Annotated in this window: 25 protein-coding genes; 22 read left to right on the forward strand and 3 right to left on the reverse strand. The window is 46.9% G+C overall.

The window, feature by feature from the left end; genetic code table 11:
• Positions 1–2 precede the first annotated feature (2 nt).
• The 3 genes from spoIIIAF to LCM00_RS06625 are packed head-to-tail and all read left to right on the forward strand — an operon-like array spanning position 3 to position 1,853.
• The gene (gene spoIIIAF / locus LCM00_RS06615) at positions 3–623 is read left to right on the forward strand and encodes a stage III sporulation protein AF (protein ID WP_224899198.1); all 621 of its coding nucleotides are present in this window, start codon (positions 3–5) and stop codon (positions 621–623) included.
• Entirely contained in the window at positions 623–1,288 is a 666-nt protein-coding gene (gene spoIIIAG, locus LCM00_RS06620; protein ID WP_224899200.1) for a stage III sporulation protein AG, read from the forward strand. The genes spoIIIAF and spoIIIAG overlap by 1 nt, the downstream gene beginning before the upstream one ends.
• A 1-nt stretch (position 1,289) precedes the next feature.
• Positions 1,290–1,853, forward strand: coding sequence for a SpoIIIAH-like family protein (locus LCM00_RS06625; protein ID WP_224899202.1), 564 nt, complete (start codon positions 1,290–1,292; stop codon positions 1,851–1,853).
• 139 nt (positions 1,854–1,992) lie between these two features.
• Here LCM00_RS06625 and LCM00_RS06630 read toward each other — a convergent pair whose 3' ends face one another.
• Positions 1,993–3,474 (reverse strand): methyl-accepting chemotaxis protein, encoded by a 1,482-nt coding sequence (locus LCM00_RS06630; protein WP_224899204.1) that lies wholly within the window; start codon positions 3,472–3,474, stop codon positions 1,993–1,995.
• 225 nt (positions 3,475–3,699) lie between these two features.
• Here LCM00_RS06630 and accB point away from each other — a divergent pair, with 225 nt between their 5' ends.
• The 14 genes from accB (at position 3,700) to LCM00_RS06700 (ending at position 19,201) form a co-directional block, all read left to right on the forward strand.
• The gene (gene accB / locus LCM00_RS06635; protein ID WP_224899207.1) at positions 3,700–4,200 is read left to right on the forward strand and encodes an acetyl-CoA carboxylase biotin carboxyl carrier protein; all 501 of its coding nucleotides are present in this window, start codon (positions 3,700–3,702) and stop codon (positions 4,198–4,200) included.
• Between the two features lie 12 nt (positions 4,201–4,212).
• Entirely contained in the window at positions 4,213–5,571 is a 1,359-nt protein-coding gene (gene accC, locus LCM00_RS06640; RefSeq protein WP_224899209.1) for an acetyl-CoA carboxylase biotin carboxylase subunit, read from the forward strand.
• 14 nt (positions 5,572–5,585) lie between these two features.
• Positions 5,586–5,990, forward strand: a complete 405-nt coding sequence (locus LCM00_RS06645; RefSeq protein WP_009794956.1) for an Asp23/Gls24 family envelope stress response protein — start codon at positions 5,586–5,588, stop codon at positions 5,988–5,990.
• A gap of 217 nt (positions 5,991–6,207) precedes the next feature.
• Positions 6,208–6,600 carry a transcription antitermination factor NusB gene (nusB, locus tag LCM00_RS06650; RefSeq protein WP_224899211.1) on the forward strand — a complete coding sequence of 131 codons (393 nt, stop codon included), beginning with the start codon at positions 6,208–6,210 and terminating at the stop codon, positions 6,598–6,600.
• Positions 6,601–6,800: 200 nt separating this feature from the next.
• Complete coding sequence (gene xseA, locus LCM00_RS06655; RefSeq protein ID WP_224899213.1) at positions 6,801–8,141, forward strand: exodeoxyribonuclease VII large subunit; 1,341 nt, start codon at positions 6,801–6,803, stop codon at positions 8,139–8,141.
• A gap of 5 nt (positions 8,142–8,146) precedes the next feature.
• Positions 8,147–8,380 (forward strand): exodeoxyribonuclease VII small subunit, encoded by a 234-nt coding sequence (locus LCM00_RS06660; protein WP_224899216.1) that lies wholly within the window; start codon positions 8,147–8,149, stop codon positions 8,378–8,380.
• A complete protein-coding gene (locus LCM00_RS06665) occupies positions 8,380–9,276 on the forward strand; it encodes a polyprenyl synthetase family protein (RefSeq protein ID WP_224899219.1) in 897 nt (298 codons plus the stop codon). The genes LCM00_RS06660 and LCM00_RS06665 overlap by 1 nt, the downstream gene beginning before the upstream one ends.
• Positions 9,277–9,870: 594 nt before the next feature.
• Positions 9,871–11,763 (forward strand): 1-deoxy-D-xylulose-5-phosphate synthase, encoded by a 1,893-nt coding sequence (gene dxs / locus LCM00_RS06670; protein WP_224899222.1) that lies wholly within the window; start codon positions 9,871–9,873, stop codon positions 11,761–11,763.
• A gap of 3 nt (positions 11,764–11,766) precedes the next feature.
• Entirely contained in the window at positions 11,767–12,612 is an 846-nt protein-coding gene (locus LCM00_RS06675) for a TlyA family RNA methyltransferase (RefSeq protein ID WP_224899225.1), read from the forward strand.
• 157 nt (positions 12,613–12,769) lie between these two features.
• Complete coding sequence (ahrC, locus tag LCM00_RS06680) at positions 12,770–13,219, forward strand: transcriptional regulator AhrC/ArgR (protein WP_009794964.1); 450 nt, start codon at positions 12,770–12,772, stop codon at positions 13,217–13,219.
• Positions 13,220–13,235: 16 nt separating this feature from the next.
• Positions 13,236–14,927, forward strand: a complete 1,692-nt coding sequence (gene recN / locus LCM00_RS06685; RefSeq protein ID WP_224899228.1) for a DNA repair protein RecN — start codon at positions 13,236–13,238, stop codon at positions 14,925–14,927.
• A 112-nt stretch (positions 14,928–15,039) separates the two neighbouring features.
• The gene (gene spoIVB / locus LCM00_RS06690) at positions 15,040–16,335 is read left to right on the forward strand and encodes a SpoIVB peptidase (protein WP_404802143.1); all 1,296 of its coding nucleotides are present in this window, start codon (positions 15,040–15,042) and stop codon (positions 16,333–16,335) included.
• Between the two features lie 264 nt (positions 16,336–16,599).
• Complete coding sequence (spo0A, locus tag LCM00_RS06695; protein WP_224899236.1) at positions 16,600–17,391, forward strand: sporulation transcription factor Spo0A; 792 nt, start codon at positions 16,600–16,602, stop codon at positions 17,389–17,391.
• 235 nt (positions 17,392–17,626) lie between these two features.
• Positions 17,627–19,201, forward strand: a complete 1,575-nt coding sequence (locus LCM00_RS06700) for a DUF342 domain-containing protein (RefSeq protein ID WP_224899239.1) — start codon at positions 17,627–17,629, stop codon at positions 19,199–19,201.
• A 5-nt stretch (positions 19,202–19,206) separates the two neighbouring features.
• Here the strand turns inward: LCM00_RS06700 and LCM00_RS06705 are convergent, their stop codons facing one another.
• Both LCM00_RS06705 and LCM00_RS06710 read right to left on the reverse strand, forming a co-directional pair.
• Positions 19,207–19,341: a YycC family protein gene (locus LCM00_RS06705; protein WP_224899242.1), complete on the reverse strand. Its 135-nt coding sequence runs from the start codon at positions 19,339–19,341 to the stop codon at positions 19,207–19,209.
• 160 nt (positions 19,342–19,501) lie between these two features.
• On the reverse strand, positions 19,502–19,762 hold the full coding sequence (locus tag LCM00_RS06710; protein ID WP_224899245.1) for a DUF2627 domain-containing protein: 261 nt from the start codon (positions 19,760–19,762) through the stop codon (positions 19,502–19,504).
• 148 nt (positions 19,763–19,910) lie between these two features.
• Between LCM00_RS06710 and LCM00_RS06715 the strand changes: the two genes are divergently transcribed.
• The 5 genes from LCM00_RS06715 (at position 19,911) to lpdA (ending at position 26,820) form a co-directional block, all read left to right on the forward strand.
• On the forward strand, positions 19,911–21,989 hold the full coding sequence (locus tag LCM00_RS06715; protein WP_224899248.1) for a sigma-54 interaction domain-containing protein: 2,079 nt from the start codon (positions 19,911–19,913) through the stop codon (positions 21,987–21,989).
• A 134-nt stretch (positions 21,990–22,123) separates the two neighbouring features.
• The gene (gene yqiS, locus LCM00_RS06720) at positions 22,124–23,026 is read left to right on the forward strand and encodes a phosphate butyryltransferase (protein WP_224899251.1); all 903 of its coding nucleotides are present in this window, start codon (positions 22,124–22,126) and stop codon (positions 23,024–23,026) included.
• Positions 23,027–23,056: 30 nt separating this feature from the next.
• Positions 23,057–24,151 (forward strand): branched-chain amino acid dehydrogenase, encoded by a 1,095-nt coding sequence (bcd, locus tag LCM00_RS06725; protein ID WP_224899254.1) that lies wholly within the window; start codon positions 23,057–23,059, stop codon positions 24,149–24,151.
• A gap of 129 nt (positions 24,152–24,280) precedes the next feature.
• Entirely contained in the window at positions 24,281–25,387 is a 1,107-nt protein-coding gene (buk, locus tag LCM00_RS06730) for a butyrate kinase (protein ID WP_224899257.1), read from the forward strand.
• A gap of 11 nt (positions 25,388–25,398) precedes the next feature.
• On the forward strand, positions 25,399–26,820 hold the full coding sequence (gene lpdA / locus LCM00_RS06735) for a dihydrolipoyl dehydrogenase (RefSeq protein ID WP_224899260.1): 1,422 nt from the start codon (positions 25,399–25,401) through the stop codon (positions 26,818–26,820).
• Positions 26,821–26,840 lie beyond the last annotated feature (20 nt).

Below are 26,840 nucleotides of genomic sequence, written 5' to 3' on the forward strand. Positions count from 1 at the left end.
ATATGGACTTTATAAAAGAGTGGGTTACAAACATCATACTATTTGTTTTGCTGGCTACTGTTGTGGACATGCTCCTGCCGAATTCAAGCCTGCAGAAGTATACGAAGATGGTGACCGGGCTGCTGCTGATCACGATCATCCTGTCTCCGGTCCTCAAGCTGTTTACACAGGACTTTGAAGAAGCCATTGGGAAAATCAATGTTTTTGAAACAGCGGAAGATGATAATATGGAAAATTTAATAGAAATGAAGAAAAAAGAAATACAAGCCTCAACCAGTGCATATATTTTAGAAGAAATGGCTGTCCAAATGAAAACGGACGCAGAAAAGGAGCTGATGGACCAGTACGGATTGGAAATTGAAGATGTCAGTCTAATCGTGGATGAAAATGATCAGAGTGCCTTCCCGGAAAATCTGGAGAGGGTCGCCATCCAGCTAAGGCAGCAGGTTCCTGAAGAAAAAGCAGTCGAAGTGGTCTCCATGGTAGAAATCAATACGAATCAACCCTTTCCATCTAGCACAGAAACAGATGAATCAAACAATATCGCTTCACTTCTTGCTCAAAAATGGAATATCAAGGAAGAATCTATCGAAGTCATGATAGAAGGGGGGAATAAGGATTAATGGACAATGAAAAGGGGCCGCTGGCTTGGATAAAGAAACACCTGATGGGAAGCGGTGAAAATAAGAAGCAGGGAAAATATCAATATTTGCTGATTGCCTTATTGTTCGGGGCAGCAATCATGCTCATCAGCAGCTCCTTTTTCAAGGAGGAAGCAGCTGGCGGGGTGCTTCCGGCTTTCAGCAACGAGGAAGGGAAGGAAGCTGAAGATGTCCCGGCCTTTGGCCAGAAGAAGACCGGCGGGAACGGGTCTATTACTGATTACGAAAAAGCTTATGAAGCCCAGCTGAAGGAAGCGCTCGATTCCATTATTGGTGTGGATGATGTCACGGTTGTTGTCAATGTGGATGCGACCGAGAAGAAGGTATTGGAAAAGAACTCCACAACCAAGTCCCAAACGACCGATGAAACAGATCGGGAGGGAGGAAAAAGGAAAGTGGAGGATTTGTCCAAGGAAGACCAGCTGGTGATTATCAGAGATGGAGAAAAAGAGGTTCCGATAGTGGTTGAAACGAAGAAACCTGTCATACGGGGAGTACTCGTCGTCGCTAAAGGCGCCGATAACATACAAGTAAAAAAGTGGATCATTGAGGCTGTAACGCGGTCGCTGGATGTGCCAAGCCACCGTGTAGCTGTAATGCCAAAAAAATCTAAGGGGGAATCCTGAAATGCTATTGAAAAAACAAACAGTCTGGCTTTTAACAATGCTAAGTTTAGTTGTCGTGCTCTCTGTATACTACATTACCACTCCTGAACAAAAAAGCAATGATCTGGCCGCAGTCGAAGAAAAGGCAAATGAAGAAACCGCAGGTGCAAAAGAGTCCTCAGCTGAAGAAACTGCTTCAGAAGATGGCGAAACAGTCATCTCCGGGGTTTCCAGCGATGAAATGTTCGAAACGCTCCGCATGCAGATGGAAGATGAGCGCAGCCGGATGGAAGAGGAACTGACCAATGTCATGGCATCCACAGATCTTTCCGCTGAAGAACGAAACGAAGCGAAAGAAAAAATCGACCAGCTTAGAGATGTTGCCCAAAAAGAAATTCTCCTTGAAACAGTCATCAAAGCCATGGACTATGAAGACGTCCTTGTAAGGGCAGACGGAGAAAAAGTCCGCATCACCATCAAATCAAAAGAACACTCGCCAACAGCCGCCAACGAAATCATCCAAATGGTAAAAGGCGAAATCCCTCAGCTGCAGGTAGCATCAGTAGAATTTGAACCTGGGAAATAGAAAAGCGGAGGGCGCTGCTCAGCTCTTTTGCCTGATTTGTACTATAAAGAGGGAGTGCATCCAGTGATGCACTCCCTCTTTATTTCTCTTTGGCATATGATAAGCATGCAGGGAAAGGTGAAATCTGCTGAGTCTCAGCCTACTTTTTCTGAAACTCCACCAGATCCTCCAGTGAATGATGCGCCTTTTTTATCGATGAGAATATGTTTTCGTTTTGTTTTGCCTGCTCTCCGACAGAGGCGGAAAGCTCCTCCAGGGCGGCGCTTGCCTGCTCAATCACAGAGCTGAATTCTGTGACTGCATTCCCGATCGAATGGGAAGATTCCTTGATTTGCCTTGTCATGGAGCTGTATCTGGCAATATCCTCTTTCAGCCTGATGAAGGCTGTGAAAATTTCCTCAAACGCCTGCTGGGTATCTGAAGTGAGTGTCAGGTTGCCGGTAATGGTTTTTCCTGCAGCTCCCAGGTCTTCTTTGGCGGCTTCTGTCTCCGAAATAACCTCCTGCAGGTTTTCAGAAATCATGATGGCCGTTTTCCTTGTCAGGTCGGCGAGCTTTCTGACTTCATCTGCCACTACTGCGAATCCCTTCCCGCGTTCTCCTGCTCTGGCAGCCTCAATGGATGCATTCAATGCAAGCATATTTGTTTGAGATGCTATTTCCTGGATTGAATCGGTAAACGCGGCGGTATCCTGTATCCGCAGTGAAAGGCTGCTCATCTTCACAATCGCATTCTGCATCTCCTTATAAGATACGCTCATTTCTTCAGCCAATTTGCCTACCAGGGCATCGCCTGTTTGGGTGATCAGCTCGGCAGCAGCTGCATCCTGATGGAGTTTTTCCGACAGGATGGCAGTATCTTCTGCCTGCTTGTTTGCAACTGCCAATGACTGGTTGATTCCCATGATTGCCCCGGCCTGGGTCTGAATTCCGGCGGAAACCTCGGCGATCGAGTGGGACATGGAATATGCAGCCTCAAAGTTTTGGCCGCTCCTCTCTTTCACCTGTTCAATCATTTCAGAAATATCAGCTGTACTCTTGTCTATGGCTTTCCTGATCTCCTGGTCGATTTTCAGCAGCTGTGCAGTCTTTTCCTGAGAAAAGACAATGTTCTCGGCCAGCTTGCGCGATATGGAGAATTGAAACGAAAGTAGCACTGTTACTAAAAGGTAAAGCAGATAAATCGTCACATAATTTTTCAATTCCAATGGAAGGAAGTCATGGTGAAGTGCTGCAAAGACTGTTATGAGTACAATTCCAAGTAAAAAAGCCAGCCAGAGCAAAAGTGTATCCATATAGATGGCTGCCGCAGCAATGATGAAAAATGCGAGGAAAAAAGCTGTTGGCGAGACGCTGTTTTCCATGATGATGAACATGACGGCAGTAATCAGGATCATGCTTGTGTACGGAACGATACGAATGGCGGATGGAATGCGGTGCAGCATCCAAACAACGCAGAAGCCGATGCCGCCGGCAATCAGAATGGCAAGGATGACAGCCAGTTCCTTTTTCATTATAATATCTACAGCAGCAGCTAAGATAACGCTTACAAAAGTCGACTTGACAATGAGTGAATTTTTTCGGGCCAAATCTTCCCTTTTTATGCTCTCAAGCTTTTCCATTATGGTTTCCTCCGTCGAAAAAAGTCTAATACTGTAAGGTTTCTCTGTGCACAGGCATATTTCCTCTGCGGAATTTCACAAAAATTAAAAAAAACATTAAAATAGAAGGGCAGGATACAAAAAGGTCCTGCAGCTTGAAAGAAGCCGGTTGAACTTTGGTGTGGTCTTATCGTATGATATTAGTATCTAGTCATAATTTATTTAGGACAAGGGGTGCCGAATGGTATGTTAAAAGTACAAGAAATACGCGAGCTGATTAAACTGGTTGATCAGTCTACAATTGATGAATTTGAATATGAGCATGAAGGATCTAAAATCAAAATGAAGAAAACCGTGGCTGCAGAGGCAGCTGCTGTTCAGCCTGCAGCAGTTCAAAGAGCCGTTGAGATACCTGTCCAGCAGCCTGCTGCGCCTGCAGCTCCAATTCAGGAGGCAGCCCCGGCGGCCGTTCAGGAAGCTCCAAAAGAAACTGTACAGGATGCTGACTTACATAAAATCACTTCGCCAATGGTTGGGACTTTCTATGCTTCTCCGTCTCCGGATGCTGATGTGTACGTTAAAACAGGTTCAAAGGTATCCAAGGATTCTGTCGTATGCATTGTTGAAGCAATGAAGCTGTTCAACGAAATTGAAGCAGAAGTGAATGGGGAAATTGTGGAAATTCTGGTGAAAGACGGCCAGCTGGTCGAATACGGACAGCCATTATTTTTGGTGAAGCCTGAGTAAGGAGAGCTTTCGATGATAAAAAAATTATTAATTGCAAACAGAGGGGAAATTGCTGTACGGATCATCCGTGCCTGCAAGGAAATGGATATAGAATCTGTTGCTGTCTATTCGGAAGCTGATAAAGAAGCATTGCATGTACAATTGGCTGATGAAGCATACTGCATCGGCCCGACAGCCTCTAAAGACAGCTATCTTAACTTTACGAATATCATTAGTGTTGCTAAACTGACAGGGTGTGATGCCATACATCCCGGCTACGGATTCCTGGCGGAAAATGCTGCCTTTGCAGAGCTGTGCCGTGAATGCAACATCATCTTTGTAGGCCCGACTCCCGAAGCCATCAGCAAAATGGGTACAAAGGATATTGCCCGTGAAACAATGAAAGAAGCGGGAGTGCCGATTGTCCCTGGTTCACAGGGTGTCATAAAGGATGTGGATGACGCCAAGGCACTGGCCGAAAAAATTGATTATCCCGTTATCATCAAGGCGACGGCCGGCGGTGGAGGTAAAGGCATCCGTGTAGCCCGCACCGAGGAAGAGCTGGTGAAGGGGATCAATATTACCCAGCAGGAGGCCCTGACTGCTTTTGGCAATCCTGGCGTTTACATTGAAAAATATATTGAAGATTTCCGCCATGTGGAAATTCAGGTGCTTGCTGATAATTATGGCAATACGCTTCATTTGGGCGAGAGGGACTGCTCGATTCAAAGAAGGCTTCAAAAACTCCTTGAAGAGACGCCATCTCCCGCACTTGACGGAGAAATCCGTGAAGAAATGGGGGCAGCCGCCGTTAAAGCTGCAAAAGCGGTTGATTATACAGGCGCCGGCACTGTAGAATTTATATATGACTATCAGAACCGAAAGTTCTATTTCATGGAAATGAACACCAGGATACAGGTAGAGCATCCTGTCACAGAAATGGTGACGGGAGTCGATCTGATCAAAGAACAGATCAAGGTTGCATCCGGTGAAAAGCTTGCCCTTCGCCAGGACGAAGTTACTTTCAATGGCTGGGCGATCGAATGCAGGATCAATGCGGAAAACCCGGAGAAGAACTTTATGCCTTCAGCCGGGAGGATCAGTATGTACCTGCCTCCAGGAGGCCTTGGCGTCCGGGTCGATTCTGCAGCTTATCCGGGCTATATGATCCCGCCTTATTATGACAGCATGATTGCGAAGGTCATTACTTATGGCAGCAGCCGGGAAGAAGCCATTTCCCGCATGAAGAGGGCTTTAAGCGAATTTGTGGTCGAAGGCGTGCACACGACCATTCCATTCCATCTTAAGCTGCTCAGCCACGAGAAATTTGTGGAAGGACAGTTCAATACCAAGTTCCTTGAGATGTACGAAGTGATGAAGTCTGAAGATTAACCGGAGGTGCTGTAATGAGCGAGAACATTTTGGAAATGAGCCAGGGGAATACTGGGCATGGAAAAGTAGAAATAGCTCCTGAAGTCATTGAAGTGATTGCAGGTATCGCTGCCTCTGAGGTAGAAGGAGTTGCACAGATGCGCGGCAATTTCGCCTCAGGAGTCGTCGAGCGTTTAGGCAAGAAAAATCATGGCAAAGGCGTCAAGGTTGAATTGACTGAGGAGGGCATCAAGGTCGAGGTGTACTGCCTGATGAAATTTGGCATCTCCATCCCTGCCGTGGCCCAGGAAATCCAGGATAATATCCGCCAGGCCCTGTTGAACATGACTGCTCTTGAAGCACAGGAAATTAATATTCATGTGGTGGGCATCTTATTCGAGAACCAGAAGCTTGAGCCGGAAATTGAACAGGAAATCTGATCAGAAGAGCCAAAGACAGCTAATGTCTTTGGCTCTTTCCATTACTGGACCTGGTGAAGGATATGGAACTTTCTTGCAGTTAGTATCAAAAAACACCTATGAATCTAAGGCATAATGGCAAAAATATTGATGAAGGCTGTGCGAACCTGCTTTACTTATGCTATTATCTTCTTATGTTTATTTGGACAAAGATGCCTAAAAGGAGTTAAAGAATATAATGAAAAGAAGAACAGCAAGAGAAAAAGCATTACAGGCCCTGTTTCAGATTGATGTGAGCCAGGCAGATCCTTCGGAAGCAATCGACCATGTGCTCGAGGGAGAAGAAGGCGACGACTATCTGACACTTCTGGTAACCGGTGTCCTGGAAAATAAAGAAGAAATTGACAATATGATCAAACAGTATCTTGAAAAATGGAAGCTGGAACGCCTTGCAACAGTAGATCGCAACCTTCTCCGCCAAGGGGTCTATGAGCTGAAATACAGCAAAGACGTCCCCGCAAATGTTGTCATTGATGAGGCAATTGAAATTGCAAAGATATTTGGCGATGACCAGTCCAGCCGTTTCATCAACGGCGTTCTCTCGAAGGTGAAGGATAGCCTGGAGTCTTAAAGTCCTGCCTTTCCAGGCTTTACTTAGCATTAATTGCCCTGTCTCTATCCAGTTTAAATGTGCGATATGCAGCCGTTTTGGCGTGACGGATGGCCTTATTTAAACTTATAATAGGGAAGGGCTTTTTACGCTGTTTAGATTATTATACACACAAACAGCAAATTGCATTTGGATACCCAGCCCTTTAAAAGGAGTATGCTATGAAGGAAAAGCGTTATCTGACCGTAGGCGCTCTTACTAAATACATAAAACGAAAATTCGACCATGATCCGCATCTGCAGGAGGTATTTGTCAAAGGCGAAATCTCTAATTTCAAGAGGCATTCAAGCGGACATATGTACTTTACGCTGAAGGATGAGAAATCCAGGATCCTGGCAGTCATGTTTTCCAGTTCTGCACGTTCAGTGAAATTTGAACCTGAGAACGGGATGAAGGTCCTGATCAGCGGTGAAATCTCCGTCTACGAGCCAAGCGGGCAGTATCAGATTTATGTCAAGCAGATGCAGCCGGATGGAGTAGGAGATCTTTTCCTGGCCTTTGAGCAGCTGAAGGAAAGGCTCCAGAAAGAGGGGCTGTTTGCTCCAGAACGCAAAAGGCCCATCCCGAAATTCCCTAAAACAGTCGGAGTTATAACATCTCCGACAGGAGCTGCAGTAAGAGATATCATCACAACAATAAAAAGGCGCTTTCCGATCGCCAATATATTGATCTATCCGGCACTTGTACAGGGCGCTCAGGCAGCTCCTTCTGTCGCTGGTGCCATCGAACTTGCAAACCGGCAGGCCGAGGCTGATGTCCTGATTGTCGGGCGGGGCGGAGGTTCGATTGAAGAGCTGTGGGCCTTCAATGAAGAGCAGGTTGCCAGAGCAATCGTTGGATCTTCCATTCCGGTCATATCGGCTGTGGGGCATGAAACCGACTTTACAATTGCCGATTTTGCCGCCGACCGCCGGGCGCCCACACCAACCGGGGCGGCCGAAATTGCGGTTCCGCATATCGATGAATTGGCTGAACGGATTTTAAACCGCCAGTCCAGGCTTATCAGGGCGATGAAGGAAAGGGCAGTCCTGCAGCGGGAACGGTTGGGCAGGCTTCAGAAATCTTATGCTTTCCGCTATCCGCAGCGGCTGTATGAACAAAAGCTTGAACAGGCAGACAGGATGACAGAACAGCTTAAAAGGAGCGCCGGCAGGCTTGCAGAGCTGAAAAGCGAGGAGCGGGACAGACTGCTGCAAAGGCTTCTGAGGAATCATCCGAAAGATTTGTACAAAGAAGCGAAGGAAATCCATTTACGCGGCAACCGTGCACTCGGCAGAGCTATGAAAGAGGTTTTGACCAAGAAGCAGAAGGAATTCGGCGGCATGGTTTCAACCCTTGAGGCGCTGAGCCCGCTTAAGATTATGGACAGGGGCTACAGCTTGGCCTACAGCAGGGAAGGCATGCTCCTGAAGAGTGTCTCCCAGGTTGAAAAGGGCGATGATGTCCAGGTGAAATTGGCAGATGGAACTTTTAATTGCAAGGTGACAGGCAAAGAGGAGTGATAAAAATGGCTGCAGAAGAAAAACTCACATTCGAAGAAGCGATGAAAAAGCTTGAAGGAATTGTAGAAAAGCTGGAAGAAGGCGATGTGCCGCTCGAAGAAGCCATTGCCATCTATAAGCAGGGCATGGAGCTGTCAAAGCTGTGCCATGATAAGCTGCAAAGGGTAGAAGAACAGCTGACGGAGGTTCTGACAGAAGAAGGCAAGAAAGAACCATTTGTCGTCGAGGAGGAGGAGTAATGGTGCCGGATGTACAGCTTGATTCTTTTTCAGAGGTCCATATAAAGATGCTAGAGCGCGAGCTTGAGGAAAGTGTCGGCAGGCTGGCCGCCCCGGAGGTGCTGAAGGAGGCAATGCATTATTCCCTCCAGGCAGGGGGCAAAAGGATCAGGCCGCTCCTCGTATTCGCTACACTGAAGGCTTTTGGGGAAGATACAAAAAAAGGCCTGCAGGCTGCCGCTGCTGTGGAGATGATCCATACCTACTCCCTTATCCATGATGACCTTCCAAGCATGGATGATGATGATCTCAGGCGGGGGAAGCCGACCAGCCATAAGGTGTTTGGCGAGGCAAATGCCATTCTTGCTGGAGACGCACTGCTGACATACAGCTTCCAGATTCTTGCACAGATAGCTCCTGAGCATGCTGATGCGGAAGTGAAACTGGCTTTGATCAATGAGCTTGCCAGGGCTTCGGGTGCTGAAGGAATGGTCGGCGGCCAGACGGCAGATATTGAAGGAGAGGACAAAGACCTTAACCTTGAAGAGCTTGAATACATACATGTGCACAAAACCGGCAAGCTCCTTGCATTCAGTGTTGCAGCAGGGGCGCTCCTCTCGCGTGCAGGGGAAAGCCAGCTGAAAAGCCTGAATGAATTTGCCCACCATCTTGGCCTTGCTTTCCAAATCAGGGATGACATCCTTGACCTGGAAGGAAATGAAGAGGTCCTTGGAAAACCGGTTGGCAGCGATGAGACCAATAATAAAAGCACCTACCCATCCATCCTCACTATGGAAGGGGCAAACCAGGCGCTTGAACATCATATAGGGATGGCTAAGGCCCGGCTGCAGGAAACAGGCCTTGAAATCCAGCTGCTGGAGGAGATAACCAATCTGGTGGCGAACAGAGATCACTGACTAATTGGCATTTCCTGTTGATCCTGCAAATGCCGGATATGAGATGGAAGCCGTTTGCCGCATCGGGCCAACGGCTTTTTCTTTGTTAAGGAAATTATAAATTGTATGTCTTGTGGATTATTATCAATTCTTGATCAGCGTCCAGCAGCTGCGCCGGGGCAACAAGCCAAACCTCCCGAAAAGGCAAAGAACGCCTTTTCGGGAGGTTCGTCATAAGGCCCCCAGGTTGGGGGTCATGCAGACGTTGCCACAGGACGTGGCGTTCATAGTCTGTGATCCTTATGGGTGATCAAGGCGCTTGCGCTTTTGTTCTTGGTTAGGAATGTATTGATTTTGCAGCTTTTGATAGTACTGAATTCCCTGTTTGCATGCAGCAGCTTTAAGCTTTTGTGATTTAAACTGACCCTGCCCTTCAGCAGGGAGGGATGCCCCAAAAGGGAAATCAGTTGGAAAATCGGGTGCAATGCGTTACTCTTATGGTACAATGCAGGGAATATGCTATATTTTGTTGTGGAAAATTGTCATATCGTTATAATAAAAGAGAATTAATAATAACAGAGTTTTAAATAGAAATGAAAGTGAGTGATCCAAGACATGGATCTATTATCAATTAAGGACCCTTCATTTTTAAAAGGGCTCTCAAATAAAGAACTTGAAGATCTCAGCCAGGATATCAGGAATTTTCTTATAGAAAAACTTTCAGTGACAGGCGGCCATATCGGACCCAACCTTGGTGTCGTTGAACTGACGATTGCCCTCCATAAATGCTTTGAAAGCCCGAAGGACAAGTTTCTTTGGGATGTGGGCCACCAGTCTTATGTCCATAAGATCCTTACAGGCAGAGCCTGCGAATTTGATACGCTCAGGCAATATAAAGGCCTTTGCGGCTTTCCGAAGCGGATTGAAAGCGAGCATGATGTGTGGGAGACCGGACACAGCTCGACTTCTTTATCAGCAGCCATGGGCATGGTTATTGCGAGGGATTTGAAAAAAGAGGACTCCCATATCGTCCCGATCATCGGGGATGGCGCACTGACAGGCGGGATGGCTCTTGAAGCGCTCAATCATATCGGACACGAGCAAAAAAATATGATTGTCATCCTCAATGACAATGAAATGTCGATCGCACCAAATGTCGGGGCCCTGCACAATGTTCTCGGAAAACTCCGGACAGCCGGCAAGTACCAGTGGGTGAAGGATGAGCTCGAGCTTCTGCTCAAAAAAGTTCCTGCAGTCGGCGGAAAGCTTGCTTCAACTGCTGAAAGAGTAAAAGACAGCTTGAAATATCTACTGGTTTCCGGCATGTTTTTTGAGGAAATGGGTTTTACGTACCTTGGTCCGATCGATGGCCACAATTTCGAAGAGCTGTTCGAAACACTGAGCTATGCTAAGAAAACAGAAGGGCCGGTCCTTCTTCATGTGGTTACAAAGAAGGGGAAAGGCTATTCCCCGGCTGAAAAAGATACAGTTGGGACTTGGCATGGGACAGGCCCATACAAAATTGACACAGGTGACTTTGTCAAACCGATCAACCCGCCGCCGGCCTGGAGCAAGCTTGTCAGTGAAACCGTAAGGAAGCTGGCGAGAAAGGACAGCAGGATTGTTGCGATCACTCCTGCCATGCCTGTCGGATCAAAGCTCGAGGGCTTTGCGAGCGAGTTCCCGGACCGCATGTTTGATGTGGGGATAGCCGAGCAGCATGCAGCAACTGTCGCAGCAGGGCTTGCCACACAAAATATGAAGCCGTTCCTGGCTATCTATTCGACCTTCCTGCAGCGCGCCTATGACCAGGTTGTGCATGACATCTGCCGCCAGAACCTGAATGTCTTCATCGGTATCGACCGTGCAGGCCTTGTGGGCGCTGACGGTGAAACCCATCAGGGTGTCTTTGACATTGCCTTCATGAGGCATGTGCCGAATCTGGTCATGATGATGCCGAAAGATGAAAATGAAGGCCAGCATATGGTCAACACAGCTCTTGCGTATGATGACGGCCCGATTGCGATGCGCTTCCCAAGAGGCAATGGGATCGGTGTGCCGATGGATGAGACACTGATCAAGATTCCTATCGGCACTTGGGAAGTGCTGAAGGAAGGGGACGATGCTGCAATCCTTACCTTTGGTACAACCATCCCGATGGCAATGGAAGCAGTAGACCAGCTGGAAAGGCAGGGCTATTCTATAAAAGTCGTCAATGCCAGGTTCATCAAGCCGCTTGACAAGAAGATGCTGTCAGAAATATTAAGTTTAAATATGCCGATACTAACAATAGAAGAAGCTATCCTGCAGGGCGGATTCGGAAGCGCCGTCCTTGAGTTTGCCCATGAAAACGGGTTCCATCAGGCAGCTATCGAACGCATGGGAATCCCAGATGAGTATATTGAACATGGAAGCGTAAAGGAACTGCTCGAAGAAATCGGCCTGACCTCTGAGATGGCTGTACAAAAGCTCGCAAAGCTGGCGAGAAAAAAACAAAAAAGGGCTTAACAGATGAAAAGTAAGAAAGAACGTTTAGACGTATTGCTTGTAGAAAGAGGGCTTATCGAGACAAGGGAAAAGGCAAAGCGCGCCATCATGGCCGGGCTTGTGTATACGAATGAAAGCCGCCTCGATAAGCCTGGTGAAAAGGTCGGCGCTGATATTCCGCTGACAGTTAAAGGCAAGCTGATCCCTTATGTGAGCCGCGGCGGACTGAAGCTGGAAAAGGCAATCAAAGAGTTTGATGTGGACATCTCAGGCAAGGTGCTTCTTGATATTGGGGCATCAACCGGCGGCTTCACTGACTGTGCGCTTCAGAATGGGGCGAAAATGTCATATGCATTGGATGTGGGCTATAATCAGCTTGCCTGGAAGCTCAGGCAGGACGAGCGGGTGGAGGTAATGGAAAGGACCAACTTCCGCTATGTGACACCTGCCGATCTGGCAGGGGAGATGCCTGACTTTGCGTCGATTGATGTATCGTTTATTAGCTTGAAGCTTATTTTGCCTGTTCTGAAAACTCTGCTGGTTTCCGGGAGTGATATTATCGCGCTTGTAAAGCCGCAGTTTGAAGCAGGCCGTGAGCAGGTCGGAAAAAAAGGGATTGTCCGCGATCCCAAGGTCCATGCAGACGTCATTGAGCGAATGATCCGCTTTTCGCTGGAACAGGGCTATGATGTCAGAAACCTTTCCTATTCCCCCATAACAGGAGGGGACGGAAATATTGAGTTTCTTCTTCACCTGAGGTGGGAAGGGGAAAAGGAAAAAGGCGAAAATGGACTTTCTGCTTCTGTGGATGAAGTAGTCAAGGAAGCTCATACTGAGCTGAAATCAAAGCAGCAGAAAGAAGAGGAATAAGCATCAGGCTTATTCCTTTTTTTCGGCGCCGGGCCTTCGAATCATGGCGATTCCTGGCTATTCCTGCTGTCTATTGCAGAAAAAATTGTACATTCAGCAGAAAATCGGCTAACATATGGATAGAAATCAGGTTTCGACTGCCTATAGAGGTGATAAAGTGAATAAAGGACAACGCCATATTAAAATAAGAGACATCATTGCCAATAACGATATTGAAACACAGGATGATCTTGTAGACGAGCTGAAAAATGCCGGTTTTAATGTGACCCAGGCAACTGTGTCAAGGGATATAAAAGAATTGCATCTTGTAAAAGTTCCTTTAATGGATGGAAGATATAAATACAGCCTGCCGGCGGATCAAAGGTTCAATCCGCTGCAGAAACTAAAACGCAATTTAATGGATGCTTTTGTCAGGATTGATACTGCCGGCCATTTGCTGGTTATGAAAACGCTGCCCGGGAATGCGATGGCAATCGGCGCGCTGATAGATAATCTTGACTGGGAAGAGATTCTCGGTACGATATGCGGCGATGATACTTGCCTGATCATCTGCAAAACACCTGAAGATACTGAAGTGATATCCAACCGCTTCATCGATATGCTTTAAATTGGGGTGAAAATCTTTGCTAAGTGAATTATCCATTAAAAATTTCGCTATTATAGAGGCCCTTTCTGTTTCTTTTGAAAAGGGCTTAACTGTATTGACGGGGGAAACGGGTGCAGGCAAATCAATCATCATCGATGCCATCCACCTTTTAGTGGGAGGCCGGGGCTCTTCAGAGTTTGTCCGGCACGGCGAGCAGAAAGCTGAAATCGAAGGGCTTTTTCAAATAGATGGCCCGGATCATCCCTGCTATAGAAAATCAAGGGAGTTCGGCATTGACATTGAGGAAGGGATGGTCGTTCTTCGCCGTGATATTTCACGTACAGGCAAGAGTGTATGCCGGGTGAACGGGAAGCTGGTGACGATTGCTGCGCTCCGTGAGATCGGGTCGACCATCATCGATATCCATGGACAGCATGAGCACCAGGAATTGATGGATGAAACCCTGCATTTATCTTTGCTTGATCAGTTCGGCTCTGAGGAGATCATGCCGGCCCTGCACGAATATCTGGAAGTATTCCAATCGTATGAACAAACAGCCAAAAAGCTCAGGAATTTGAGCGAGAATGAACAGCAGATGGCCCACAGGCTTGATCTGATTCAATTTCAGCTGGAGGAAATTGAGACAGCCGGGCTGAAAATCAACGAAGACGAAGAGCTGTATGAAGAAAAAACGAAGCTCGGAAATTTTGAACGGATATATGACAGCATGCAGGCTGGCTACACAGCACTGCAGGGGGAGCAGAAGGGGCTGGACTGGATCGGCCTTGTCATGGGGCACCTGCAGGAGGCTGCTGAATTGGATCCTGAGTATAAGGAAATGGCCGATGCCGTATCCAACAGCTTCTATATGCTTGAGGATGTTTCGAGCAGTCTGAGGAGCAAGCTCGATTTTCTTGAATATGATCCTGCCAGGCTGAATGAAATTGAAGAAAGGCTGACAGAAATCAATCAGCTGAAAAGGAAATACGGCAAGACAATCGAGGAAATCCTTGAATATGCTTCAGGGATAGAAGAAGAAATCGAGACACTGCAAAATAAGGAAACGCATATTGACCAGCTTCAAAGGGAGCTTTCCTCGCTCCAGAAGGACTTGAGCCTTGAAGCCGAGCAACTAAGCAGGCTTCGGAGAAAGAGTGCAAAGAAGCTCACCTCTCTCATTCATAGGGAATTGAAAGAGCTGTATATGTCGAAGACGGTATTCGAAGTGAATTTCGAGGAATTGTCCAGCCGCGGCTACCACCGCAATGGTGCTGACAAGGTAGAATTTTATATATCCACCAATCCTGGCGAGCCGCTCAAGCCTCTTTCAAAGGTTGCCTCAGGCGGTGAGCTGTCCAGAATCATGCTGGCCCTGAAAAGCATCTTCTCAAAGCATCAGGGGGTCACATCGATTATCTTCGATGAGGTTGACACAGGAGTCAGCGGACGCGTTGCACAGGCCATTGCGGAGAAAATCCATCATGTTTCCAGGGATTCACAGGTTCTGTGCATTTCCCACCTTCCCCAGGTTGCTGCAATGGCAGATACACATCTGTTCATTGCAAAATCTACACGTGACGGCAGGACCAAGACAACAGTGAAACCCCTCAATGCAGAGGATAAAATCAAGGAAATCGGACGGATGATATCCGGGGTGGAAATTACTGATTTGACGAAAGAGCATGCGAAAGAATTGCTCCAGCTTGCCCAGCAAATAAAAATAACTTGAAAAGCTATCCAAAGAGGGTAGCTTTTTTTATATGGGCAAAGGTTATAAATGCTCACTAAGGAGGCAAAATTAAAGATGTAGCCATTTGACGAGTGGACTAGAAGCGAGGAGAGTGAAAGTTTTGAATTTAGAGCTACTAAGAAAAATAATTGGTGGAATTCTCCTTGTTTCATTAATTGCAGCAGGGTTTTCCAAACCCTTTCAAGAATATATCAGCATTCCCAAAGAGATTACCCTATTTGAAGGTGAAACATACAATTTCAGCAAGGCGGCACCTGTGTCAGCATCAATGAAAACAGAAGCGGCAGCAGCTCTTAAGCAGGAGGGAAGCCAGGTTGCTGTACAGGGGAAAAAAATTGGAAAAGACGAAATGCTGCTTGAACTGGCAGGATTTCCAGTGAAAAAAGTTGATGTAAATGTATTGAAGGATTTTAAGGTCATTCCCGGAGGCCAGTCAATCGGGGTTAAACTGAATACGGTCGGGGTGCTGGTTGTCGGCCATCACCTTGTGGATGCAAAAGACGGAAAGGCGTCCCCCGGCGAAACTGCAGGAATCAAAGTAGGAGATATCATCACACAGATAAACGGCCAAAATATTGAGAAGATGTCCGATGTGGCGCCTTTTGTCCAGGAAGCCGGCCAGACTGGCAAGGCAATGAAGCTCACACTTACAAGGGAAAACGGAAAAATCAGCACTGAATTGATGCCCCTTAAAGATAAGGCGGAAAATAACTTTAAACTGGGCCTGTATATAAGGGATTCTGCGGCCGGAATCGGCACCATGACCTTTTATCATCCAGGTTCAATGAAATATGGAGCCCTCGGGCACGTAATCAGTGATATGGATACAAAAAAACCAATCGTGGTCGATGATGGGCAAATTGTCCGTTCGACTGTTACATCCATTGAAAAAGGCAGCAACGGGAATCCTGGCGAGAAGCTCGCAAGATTTTCTTCAGATAAACAGGTGATTGGAAATATCAAAAGAAACAGCCCCTTTGGCATTTTTGGCGAACTGAACAGGGGCATGAAGAACGGCATTCTGGATAAGCCGATGCCAATAGCGCTTTCGCATCAAGTAAAAGAAGGCCCCGCCCAGATCCTTACGGTTGTAGATGATGACGAAGTAGACCTGTTTGATATTGAGATTGTCAGCACTATACCGCAGAAATTCCCGGCTACAAAAGGGATGGTCATCAAAGTGACAGATCCTGAGCTGCTCGATAAGACCGGCGGAATTGTCCAGGGGATGAGCGGGAGCCCGATCATTCAGAACGAAAAGGTTGTCGGGGCAGTCACACACGTGTTCGTAAATGATCCTACCAGCGGGTACGGCGTCCATATAGAGTGGATGCTTAATGAAGCAGGAATAGACATTTATGAAAAAAGCGAAGAAAAAGCAAGCTGAAATGCATCGATGAAGAAGGCATGCACCTGGCCTTCTTTTTTTTGTCCAATTTAAAGAATAATCGACAAAATCCATCTGAATCATCACTGTATTTGCGAATTAAGTCGAATGTGGGAGAAAACAGAAGAAAAATAAAGGTTTTATCAGGTTTTTAAGAAAAGTTCAAAAAACAAAAGGAATTTCGGTTGCATTGTCGAATTTGTCATTTAGAATAGAACTAGATAGAAAAAGAGACCACAAATGGATTTGAGGAGGAAACAATACGTGAGAAAAATAAAAGTATGTATCGTGGATGACAATCGCGAGCTTGTCGGGCTTCTGGAAGAATATATCGCATCCCAGGAGGATATGGAAGTGAGCGGGGTGGCCCATAATGGCCAGGAATGCCTGGAGGTGCTCGAAGAAACTGAACCGGACGTTCTTGTCCTTGATATAATCATGCCTCATCTGGATGGGCTGGGAGTGCTTGAAAAGCTGCGTGAATCGCGGAGATCAACAATGCCGAATGTCATCATGCTTACTGCTTTCGGCCAGGAGGATGTTACGAAAAAAGCAGTGGACCTTGGGGCTTCTTATTTCATTCTCAAACCATTTGATATGGAGAATCTCGCCGGCCATATCCGCCAGGTGAGCGGCAAATCCAATCAGGTCATCCGCAAGTCCCAGTCATCCGCCTACAGAAGCCAAACGGAATCCAAGCCTAAAAATCTTGATGCAAGCATCACTAGCATCATTCATGAAATTGGCGTCCCTGCCCACATTAAAGGCTATTTATATTTGCGCGAAGCAATATCCATGGTCTATAACGATATTGAACTGCTCGGATCCATTACAAAGGTCCTTTACCCGGATATCGCCAAAAAGTATAATACAACTGCCAGCAGGGTGGAAAGGGCGATCCGCCATGCAATCGAGGTGGCATGGAGCAGGGGGAATATCGATAGCATCTCTTCTCTTTTCGGCTACACTGTGAGCATGACAAAAGCAAAGCCCACCAACTCAGAATTCATCGCAATGGTCGCTGATAAACTGCGCCTCGAGCATAAAGCTTCTTGAAAGGGTTAGGCATTTTTAAGGTTTTTTAATTTATGCCGCGGCTGCCTGAAAGAAGACCTTAAAAATGAAATCATATTTTTTTTAAAGCTGAGCATTCCATTCTGGGGTGCTTTTTATTTTGTATAAAAAAGGCGGGATAATGGCAAAAATTCTGTTAATTTATGCAGGAACCTGCCAAAATGCCTATTTTTCCGCTATACTTAATACAAATGCCTATTGGGAAGGGAATAGTCCTATGGAAATATTTTCTGATGAGTCACTAACAATCGAATGTGAGGAGGATCAAGTTTATATAACTGTCCTTAAAAAAGGCTATTCTTTAAAAAGACTGGAAAAAGAACTGTTCGATTATCCGAGAATCTCTATTACAAAATTTATGGTGCTGAAAGAGGCGCTTGAACTGGCAAATTCAGAAAGGAAGCTGATTGGCGAGCTGAAACCCCTGGCAGCTGTAAGTCTTTCCAGGGACATGATGGAAGCAAAGCTGCGGCTGAACTGCACGGAAGCTTATTTTAAAGCAGAATTCAAGGCTATAGCCGATCAGATATCCTTGCAGCTTCAGGAACTTGGGGTTGAACATGCGGTTGAGGAGGATGTGCTGAGAAATGTTCCTGTGCAGAGTGAAGCTGTCATTGCAAAAGGCCTTCTTCCCCAGCATGGGAGCGATGCTGTCATCTGCTATTATGAGCAGAGCGAAAGGAAGCCGGCCATAAGGGAGGACGGCACAGCCAATTATTTTGATATGAATTTCATTGATGAGGTTCAGGAAGGGGACTGGCTCGGCGAAAAAATCCCTGCTGAAGAAGGAATTTATGGTGAGACGCTGACAGGAGATCCGGTTCCTCCGTTAAAAGGGAAAGATAAAAAACTGCTATATGACAAAAAAACAGTAAAAGCGTGCGAAGAAGACGGTAAAATCGTGCTGAGGGCGTTATGCGACGGTGTTGTCACATTCCGGGGCGGCAAAATTTCTGTAGGCCGCCATCTGGTTATAGAAGGTGATGCAGGCCCTGAAACAGGCAATATCGAATTTGACGGAAGCATAACAGTCAGGGGCATTGTCAAGCCGGGATACAGCGTCAATGCTTCACTTGATATCTCTATATTGGGAGAACTTGGCGTCAGCGGGTTTGAAGAAATCGTTTCGGAAAAAGGGGATATTTTCATTAAAGGAGGCGCGTTCGGCCAGGGCTCCGGCAGGATAACTGCAGGAAAAAACATTTATATTAAGCATTCTAATGAATGCAGCCTGACAGCGGGCGGGGATATCCATATCGGCTATTATTCGATCGGCGGAATTTTGAAAGGAAGAAACATCTTTGCGGATGAAAGAAAGGGGAAGCTGATTGGAGGCCTGATCGAGGCAAAAGGCAGAGTGCAGGCAGGCATCATCGGCAACAGGCTGGAAAGGAAAACCATTATACAAATTGAAGGATTTGACAGGAATATAGTCAATGAAGAGCTTGAGACGCTCCTTCTGGCATATAGAAAAATGGCTGCTGAAATGGAAAAGGGCAAAAAGCAGCTTGAAATCTTTGAACAATACATAAATCAGCTGAGTGAAAAACAGTATAAGCAATATGAACAGACATTAAGCCTTTTTGAGAGGCAGATGGAGGAAATCGCCGTACTGGACCATCAAAGGAAGATATTGATGGGCCTGCTTGAGACGAAGGGAGAAGGGGAAGTATCCATCCTGCAGGTCGCCTATCCGGAAACGCAGCTCCAGATCAAAAGCCAATCAAGAAAGCTGGATACTTCAGTGAGGGGCACCTTCTATGCTGTCAGGAACAGCATGCATTTCGAATAGTCCCTTCAATCCTTTTTTTCAAGTTCCATCATCTTCTGAATTAGAATGTGCTGCGGCATATGCATGATTTGCTCTAAAGGAACATTGAGCTTCTCGGCAAGCTTGATTGCCGTTTCGGGAGAAATCTGCAAAGGCTTCATCTCCATCCCTCCCTTCTGAAAGATCTGCTGCAAAATATTAATTTCCAATAAAAATGCTTATCTGCAAAGAACAGCACCCCGGCAGCGAACGGGGTGCTGTTCTTTTTATGGTAAGGCTTTGATCGAAATATTAGCGCTGCAGGAAGTCTATAATATATAATCAATCAGCCTTTTTCGCCTGAGCCCTCTCTCTTCTAAAGCGGTCCTGCACCTTATTCCTTTTGCGGTCGCGGTACAGTATGAAGCCGGCAACAAACCCAAGCCCCAGCAAAAAGAAGAGCAGGCCAGCCAGGAATTGAAGCCATAAATATGGGAAAGGACTTTGGAGAATGCCAAATACCATATCCCTCATCAGTTTAACACCAATGGCAGCAATAAAGCCGGGTATCAATAAAATGACTAATGCAGCGATTCTTATCATATTTTGCCCCTCATTAAAAAAAGTCTCTTCATCGGTAATGATAAATTATAGAAGAAATTTGTCAAGCATGGAGAAAATAATTACAATAGTATTGAAAGATCTTGCAGACTATCAGTGAAAAAATCTTCGTACTAAGAGAGGGATAGCCATGCAGACAGTTATGATAGTCGGTGCCGGGAAAGGCGGAACGGCCATTTTGCGGCTGCTGAGAGAAACCGCGGTCCTTGATGTATCAGCGGTTGTCGATATTAATGACAATGCCCCGGGTATCCAGCTTGCCCGCCTGGAAGGGATTCGGACCGGTCCGGATTGGAGAGAATACATAAAAGATGATCCTGATATCATCATTGAAGTGACAGGTGAAGAGAAGGTTTTTATTGATCTCAGGGAAGCACGTTCGAAAAATACAGTGCTTATTCCCGGAAGTGTAGCCTTTCTCATCAGCAAGCTTCTCGAGGAGAAAGAAGAGCTTATCGAGGAATTTAAAAATGAAACATATAAGCATGACCTGATTTTCAATTCCACAGATGACGGAATGGTCGTCGTCAACAGGGAAGGCCTGATCATTCTCTTTAACCGCAGCGCCGAGAGGATGACAGGCATCCCTGGGGAAAGGGCTATCGGAAAGCACGTTCTTGATGTAATACCCGGCAGCTGCCTTCCGAGGGTATTGGAAACGAAAAGGACAGAGCTTAATCAGGAGCTTGTGCTTGCCAACGGGCTGGAAATCATAACGACCAGAATTCCGATGATCGGAGAAAAGGGAGAGCTGATCGGTGCGTTCTCCGTTTTTAAGGATATTACCGAAGTGGTCAATCTCGCCGAAGAAATTACAAACCTGAAAGAAATACAGACCATGCTCCAGGCTATCATCCAGTCAAGCGATGAAGCTATTTCGGTGGTGGACGAAAATGGAAAGGGGCTGCTGATCAATCCAGCCTATACAAGGATTACAGGGCTGACAGAGGAACAGGTAATCGGACAGCCGGCTACGGCGGATATTTCTGAAGGGGAAAGTGTACATATGAAGGTCCTTCAGTCCAGAAGGGCAGTAAGGGGAGCGGCGATGAGAGTCGGCCCCGGCAAAAAAGAAGTGGTTGTTAATGTCGCTCCCGTAATTGTGGACGGCAAGCTGAAGGGAAGCGTCGGTGTCATCCATGATATGTCTGAAATCAAAAGCCTGAACAGGGAGCTTACAAGGGCACGGCAAATTATCCGTACGCTTGAAGCCAAGTATTCGTTTGAAGATATCATCGGCACATCAGAAGAAATGACATTGGCGATTGAACAGGCCAAGCTGGGGGCTAAAACGCCGGCAACCATCCTTCTCAGAGGAGAGTCCGGTACGGGTAAGGAATTGTTTGCCCATGCCATCCACAATGCAAGCGGGAGAAAATACAATAAATTCATTAGGGTCAATTGTGCGGCTTTATCGGAATCCCTGCTGGAGAGCGAGCTTTTTGGCTACGAGGAGGGTGCCTTTTCAGGCGCCAAGCGGGGAGGGAAGCGCGGCCTGTTTGAAGAGGCCAATAACGGCAGCATCTTCCTTGATGAAATCGGCGAAATGACAGCCAATACACAGGCCAAGCTGCTCAGGGTGCTGCAGGAGAATGAGATCACAAGAGTTGGCGGCACTAAGCCGATTCCGATAAACGTGAGAATCATTGCGGCAACCAATGTTAATCTGGAGAAGGGAATTGCTGGAGGGACTTTCCGGGAGGATTTATATTACCGCATAAACCGGATGCCAATACATATCCCGCCATTAAGGAATCGGAAACAGGATATTCCCCAGCTATGCAGCAGGCTGATCCAGAAAATCAACCAGGAATATGGCCGCAATGTGGATAAAGCCTCCGATGAAACCATTTCAGCCCTGATTTCCTATGACTGGCCGGGCAATGTAAGGGAACTGGATAATATTCTCGGCCGCGCCATTATTTTTATGGGCTATCATGAAACAGAAATTGAGGTAAGGCATCTTCCTGAAATGATTCTGAAGCAGCATAGAGGAGAAACGAATACAAGCTCAGTTTCGGAAGAATATGGCGGCAATGATGCCTCGCTTGCCGAGCTTGTGGAAAGCTTTGAAGCATCCATGATAAAAAAGGCCTTGGAGAAGCATAAGGGCAATAAAACGGCAGCTGCTAAAAGCCTGGGGCTGTCAGTCCGGAATTTGTATTATAAGCTTGAAAAATATAACCTTGCAAATAATAGCATGCAATAATTTTCATAGTGTGAAAGATCCTGCAGGCTCTTTAGTGTGATGAATAAAGCGTTTTCAGTAAATGCAGGCTGGCACGGTTCTTGCATATTGTAATATTGGTGTCGCAGCATTTGATTAAAGGGGTTGAAAACAAATTGAGGTTGAGCTCGCTCATAGAAAAAGCAGCAGGAAACAGAAAACAGACAGTCGCAGTTGCCGCAGCAGAAGACCATGAAGTAATGGAAGCAGTAGCGGAAGCGGCCAAGCGCAATTTGGCTCATTTTAAATTATTCGGCGACGGAGAAGCGATTAAAGAACTGCTCCATGATAAAAATCTGGAGAATGAAGCTGGGAAGATAGAAGTCATCCATACAGGAACAGCAGAAGCAGCAGCTGAAATGGCTGTAAGGGCAGTAAGCCAAAAAGAAGCCAGCGTGCTGATGAAAGGCAATCTTTCAACTTCGATTATATTAAAAGCAGTCCTTAATAAAGAATATGGGCTTCGAACGGGCAATGTCCTTTCCCATGCAGCTGTTTTTGAAGTGCCTGGCTACGACAGGCTCATCATCATTACGGATGCCGCTATGAATATTGCGCCGGATTTGAAGCAGAAAGAGCAAATCATTAATAATACAGTCAGAATTGCGAGAAGCATAGGCATCGACAATCCAAAGGTGGCTCCGATTGCTGCCGTTGAAACCGTCAATCCTGCTATGCAGGCAACTTTGGATGCTGCCGCTCTGGCCATGATGAATAAAAGGGGCCAGATCAAAAATTGCATTGTTGACGGCCCGCTTGCATTGGATAATGCAATTTCGCCGGCTGCAGCCGGGCATAAAGGAATCACCAGCGATGTAGCAGGAAATGCGGATATACTGCTTGTCCCTGCTATTGAGACTGGCAACGCTTTATATAAATCGCTGATGTATTTTGCAGGTGCAAAGGTCGGGGCAGTCATTGCAGGCGCCAAAGCGCCGATCGTCCTGACATCACGGGCCGATTCGGCAGATAGCAAGCTGAATTCACTCGCTTTGGCCCTTTGCTCTGCATCATCTTAATTTTTTGAAAAACAGGGGAGGAATATTAAAATGGAATTATTCAAATATATGGAGACTTATGATTATGAGCAGCTTGTATTCTGCCAGGATAAACAATCAGGACTGAAGGCAATCATCGCGATCCATGACACAACCCTTGGACCGGCTCTCGGCGGGACGCGCATGTGGACGTATGAGTCTGAAGAGGCGGCAATTGAAGATGCCCTGCGCCTTGCAAGAGGGATGACGTACAAGAATGCAGCAGCCGGCCTGAATCTGGGCGGGGGCAAAACGGTCATCATCGGAGATCCCCGCAAGGATAAGAATGAGGAGCTGTTCCGTGCATTCGGCCGCTATATCCAAGGGCTGAACGGCCGTTATATCACTGCTGAGGATGTAGGCACAACGGTAGCAGATATGGATATGATCCATGAGGAAACAGATTATGTAACGGGCATTTCACCGGCTTTCGGATCTTCAGGGAATCCTTCCCCGGTCACGGCATACGGCGTGTACCGCGGAATGAAAGCAGCTGCAAAAGAAGCTTTCGGCAGCGATTCTCTTGAAGGCAAAGTCATTGCTGTTCAGGGAGTGGGAAATGTGGCATTCAATCTGTGCCGTCATCTGCATGAAGAAGGTGCACAGCTTATTGTGACGGATATCAATAAAGAGGCAGTTCAGCGCGCTGTGGATGAGTTCGGTGCAAAGGCAGTGGATCCGGATGAAATTTACGGAGTAGAGTGCGATATTTATGCACCATGCGCCCTCGGAGCTGTCATCAATGATTCAACCATTCCTCAGCTGAAGGCGAAAGTCATCGCCGGTGCAGCCAACAACCAGCTGAAAGATACTGCCCACGGCGATCTGATCCATGAAATGGGAATCGTGTATGCTCCTGATTATGTCATCAATGCCGGCGGGGTCATCAATGTAGCTGACGAGCTGTACGGATACAACCGCGACAGGGCTATGAAAAAGGTTGAGACTATTTACAACAATATTGAAAAGGTAATCGAAATTGCCAAAAGGGATGCTATACCTACTTATAAGGCTGCTGACCGTATGGCTGAAGAAAGAATCGAAAGAATGCGTAATTCACGGAGCCAATTTCTTCAGAACGGGCACCACATCCTTAGCAGGCGCTAATCCCCGGATGCTGAAACAAGACAACAAGAGCGCTGAATAATTTATTCAGCCTCTTTGATTTTAATGATATAGCAGCAGATCCTGCGGCTATAATGATAGAAAGAGACCATCTGAATTGGAGGTTTAATCTTGCAGGTACACAACCATCGAATTCTCGTAATCAACCCGGGTTCAACTTCCACGAAAATCGGAGTATTCGATAATGATATATCCATTTTTGAAAAGACGATCCGCCATGATTCCGGGGAAATCAATTCGTTTGAAAAAATCATCGATCAATATGCCTTCAGGAAAAGGACAATCCTCGAAGCACTCGACACAGAAGGCATGAATATCTCCAAGCTTGATGCCGTCTGCGGACGCGGCGGCCTTCTGCGGCCGATCGAGGGGGGCACATACAGAGTCAATGAAATGATGCTCCGCGACCTGAGGGAAGGCTATTCAGGCCAGCACGCATCCAATCTCGGCGGGATCATTGCCTTCGAGATAGCGTCAGGCCTGAACATTCCTTCCTATATAGTAGATCCTGTTGTAGTGGACGAGCTTGAAGATATTGCGAGGATTTCAGGATTTCCGCTGATTGAAAGAAAGAGCATCTTCCATGCCCTTAATCAGAAAGCGGTAGCCAGACGGGTCGCTAAAAAGCTGGGCAGAAAATATGAAGATTTAAATCTGATTGTTGCCCATATGGGCGGCGGGATCACTGTGGGCGTCCATAAAATGGGGAGAGTCACTGATGTGAACAACGGGCTTCATGGAGATGGCCCATTCAGCCCCGAAAGGGCAGGCACCGTCCCGGCAGGGGATCTGGTGGACCTTTGTTTCTCAGGGAACTTCTATCGCGATGAAATCATGAAAAAGCTTGTTGGCCAAGGCGGTCTTGTCGGTTATTTGGGGACAAACGATGCCGTCGAGGTCGAAAAGATGATTGAAAAGGGCAGTGAAGAAGCAAAGCTGATCTATTCCGCGATGGCCTATCAGGTTGCCAAGGAAATTGGATCCGCTGGCGCAGCCCTCTCCGGCAGGGTGGATGCCATTATTTTGACAGGCGGACTTGCCTACGGGAAGGAATTTATCAAGGATATAAGCAGCCGGATCAACTGGATAGCGGATGTCATTGTGCAGCCTGGCGAGAACGAGCTTCAGGCATTGGCTGAAGGAGCCCTCAGGGTGCTGCTCGGCGAGGAAGCGGAAAAGAATTATCCTGGCTCGGAAAAAAATAAAGCAACGGTTTAGGAGGAATAGATTTGGCACAAGAATACGACTTAGTCATACTCGGCGGAGGCACAGGGGGCTACGTAGCCGCGATCCGCGCTTCACAGCTCGGCCTGAAGACGGCAGTTGTCGAAAAAGGGAAACTGGGGGGCACATGCCTTCATAACGGATGCATCCCGAGCAAGGCGCTCCTCAGAAGTGCAGAAGTATATGCCACTGCCCGGAATTCTGAAGAATTCGGCGTTTTGACCGGGGATGTCTCGGTCAACTTCGGCAAGGTGCAGGAAAGGAAAAACAAGATTATCGACCAGCTCCATAAAGGTGTCCAGCACCTGATGAAGCAAGGGAAAATCGATGTTTTCGAAGGTCTTGGCAGAATCCTGGGCCCATCCATTTTTTCTCCTATGCCGGGAACCATTTCAGTTGAAATGAACAATGGCAGCGAGAATGAAATGCTGATTCCAAAAAACGTCATCGTATCAACGGGTTCCCGCCCGCGGACGCTTCCTGGGCTCGAAATTGACGGTACCCAGGTGATGACATCTGACGAAGCACTCGAAATGACCGAGATTCCAAAGTCTATTATTATTGTAGGCGGCGGGGTTATTGGGATCGAGTGGGCTTCCATGCTTTCCGATTTCGGTTCAGAGGTTACAGTCATCGAGTATGCAGACCGCATCATTCCAACAGAAGATAAGGAAATCTCCAAGGAAATGCAGCGGCTGATGAAGAAAAAAGGCGTTAAGTTTGCCGTTGGGGCCAAGGTCCTTCCGGAAACACTCCAAAAAGGAGAAGAAGTGAGAATTTCTGCTGAAATAAAAGGCGAGCAGAAGGAGTTCTCTGCTGAAAAGATCCTCGTTTCTGTGGGCCGCCAGGCTAATACGGAAGGCATTGGCCTGGAAAACACCGACATCCAGCTTGAAAAAGGCTTTATTTCGGTCAATGAATATTTCCAGACAAAAGAATCGCATATTTACGCGATCGGCGATGTAATCGGCGGACTGCAGCTTGCCCATGTGGCATCCCATGAAGGGATCACTGCAGTAGAGCATATTGCAAATGAAAATCCTTCACCGCTGGATTACAGCCTGATATCCAAATGCATATACAGCTCCCCGGAAGCAGCGAGCGTCGGGCTTACTGAAGATGAGGCAAAGGAAAAGGGCTTTGAAGTTAAGACCGGTAAATTCTCTTTCCGCGCCATCGGCAAAGCCCTTGTATTCGGGGAATCGGACGGCTTCGTCAAAATCGTCGCTGATAAGGAAACAGATGACATCCTTGGAGTCCATATGATCGGCCCTCATGTCACAGATATGATATCCGAGGCCGGACTGGCAAAAGTGCTGGATGCCACACCATGGGAAGTAGCCCATACCATCCACCCGCACCCAACACTTTCCGAAGCCATCGGAGAAGCAGCCTTAGCAGTAGACGGCAAAGCAATACATGGCTAGAAAAGCGGAGGCGGCTTGCC

This window comes from Bacillus infantis (assembly GCF_020171945.1).
GTDB lineage: Bacteria > Bacillota > Bacilli > Bacillales > Cytobacillaceae > Bacillus_AB > Bacillus_AB infantis_A.

What these genes read in the sequence shown, in the direction of transcription:
- LCM00_RS06665 (WP_224899219.1), top strand. Translation starts at nt 8,380, where the DNA reads ATGGTGCCGGATGTACAGCTTGATTCTTTTTCAGAGGTCCATATAAAG.
- spoIIIAG (WP_224899200.1), top strand. Translation starts at nt 623, where the DNA reads ATGGACAATGAAAAGGGGCCGCTGGCTTGGATAAAGAAACACCTGATG.
- xseA (WP_224899213.1), top strand. Translation starts at nt 6,801, where the DNA reads ATGAAGGAAAAGCGTTATCTGACCGTAGGCGCTCTTACTAAATACATA.
- LCM00_RS06700 (WP_224899239.1), top strand. Translation starts at nt 17,627, where the DNA reads ATGGAAATATTTTCTGATGAGTCACTAACAATCGAATGTGAGGAGGAT.
- dxs (WP_224899222.1), top strand. Translation starts at nt 9,871, where the DNA reads ATGGATCTATTATCAATTAAGGACCCTTCATTTTTAAAAGGGCTCTCA.
- spoIIIAF (WP_224899198.1), top strand. Translation starts at nt 3, where the DNA reads ATGGACTTTATAAAAGAGTGGGTTACAAACATCATACTATTTGTTTTG.
- LCM00_RS06710 (WP_224899245.1), bottom strand. Translation starts at nt 19,762, where the DNA reads ATGATAAGAATCGCTGCATTAGTCATTTTATTGATACCCGGCTTTATT.
- bcd (WP_224899254.1), top strand. Translation starts at nt 23,057, where the DNA reads ATGGAATTATTCAAATATATGGAGACTTATGATTATGAGCAGCTTGTA.
- LCM00_RS06675 (WP_224899225.1), top strand. Translation starts at nt 11,767, where the DNA reads ATGAAAAGTAAGAAAGAACGTTTAGACGTATTGCTTGTAGAAAGAGGG.
- LCM00_RS06645 (WP_009794956.1), top strand. Translation starts at nt 5,586, where the DNA reads ATGAGCGAGAACATTTTGGAAATGAGCCAGGGGAATACTGGGCATGGA.
- LCM00_RS06705 (WP_224899242.1), bottom strand. Translation starts at nt 19,341, where the DNA reads ATGAAGCCTTTGCAGATTTCTCCCGAAACGGCAATCAAGCTTGCCGAG.
- accC (WP_224899209.1), top strand. Translation starts at nt 4,213, where the DNA reads ATGATAAAAAAATTATTAATTGCAAACAGAGGGGAAATTGCTGTACGG.
- accB (WP_224899207.1), top strand. Translation starts at nt 3,700, where the DNA reads ATGTTAAAAGTACAAGAAATACGCGAGCTGATTAAACTGGTTGATCAG.
- LCM00_RS06715 (WP_224899248.1), top strand. Translation starts at nt 19,911, where the DNA reads ATGCAGACAGTTATGATAGTCGGTGCCGGGAAAGGCGGAACGGCCATT.
- nusB (WP_224899211.1), top strand. Translation starts at nt 6,208, where the DNA reads ATGAAAAGAAGAACAGCAAGAGAAAAAGCATTACAGGCCCTGTTTCAG.
- LCM00_RS06660 (WP_224899216.1), top strand. Translation starts at nt 8,147, where the DNA reads ATGGCTGCAGAAGAAAAACTCACATTCGAAGAAGCGATGAAAAAGCTT.
- LCM00_RS06625 (WP_224899202.1), top strand. Translation starts at nt 1,290, where the DNA reads ATGCTATTGAAAAAACAAACAGTCTGGCTTTTAACAATGCTAAGTTTA.
- LCM00_RS06630 (WP_224899204.1), bottom strand. Translation starts at nt 3,474, where the DNA reads ATGGAAAAGCTTGAGAGCATAAAAAGGGAAGATTTGGCCCGAAAAAAT.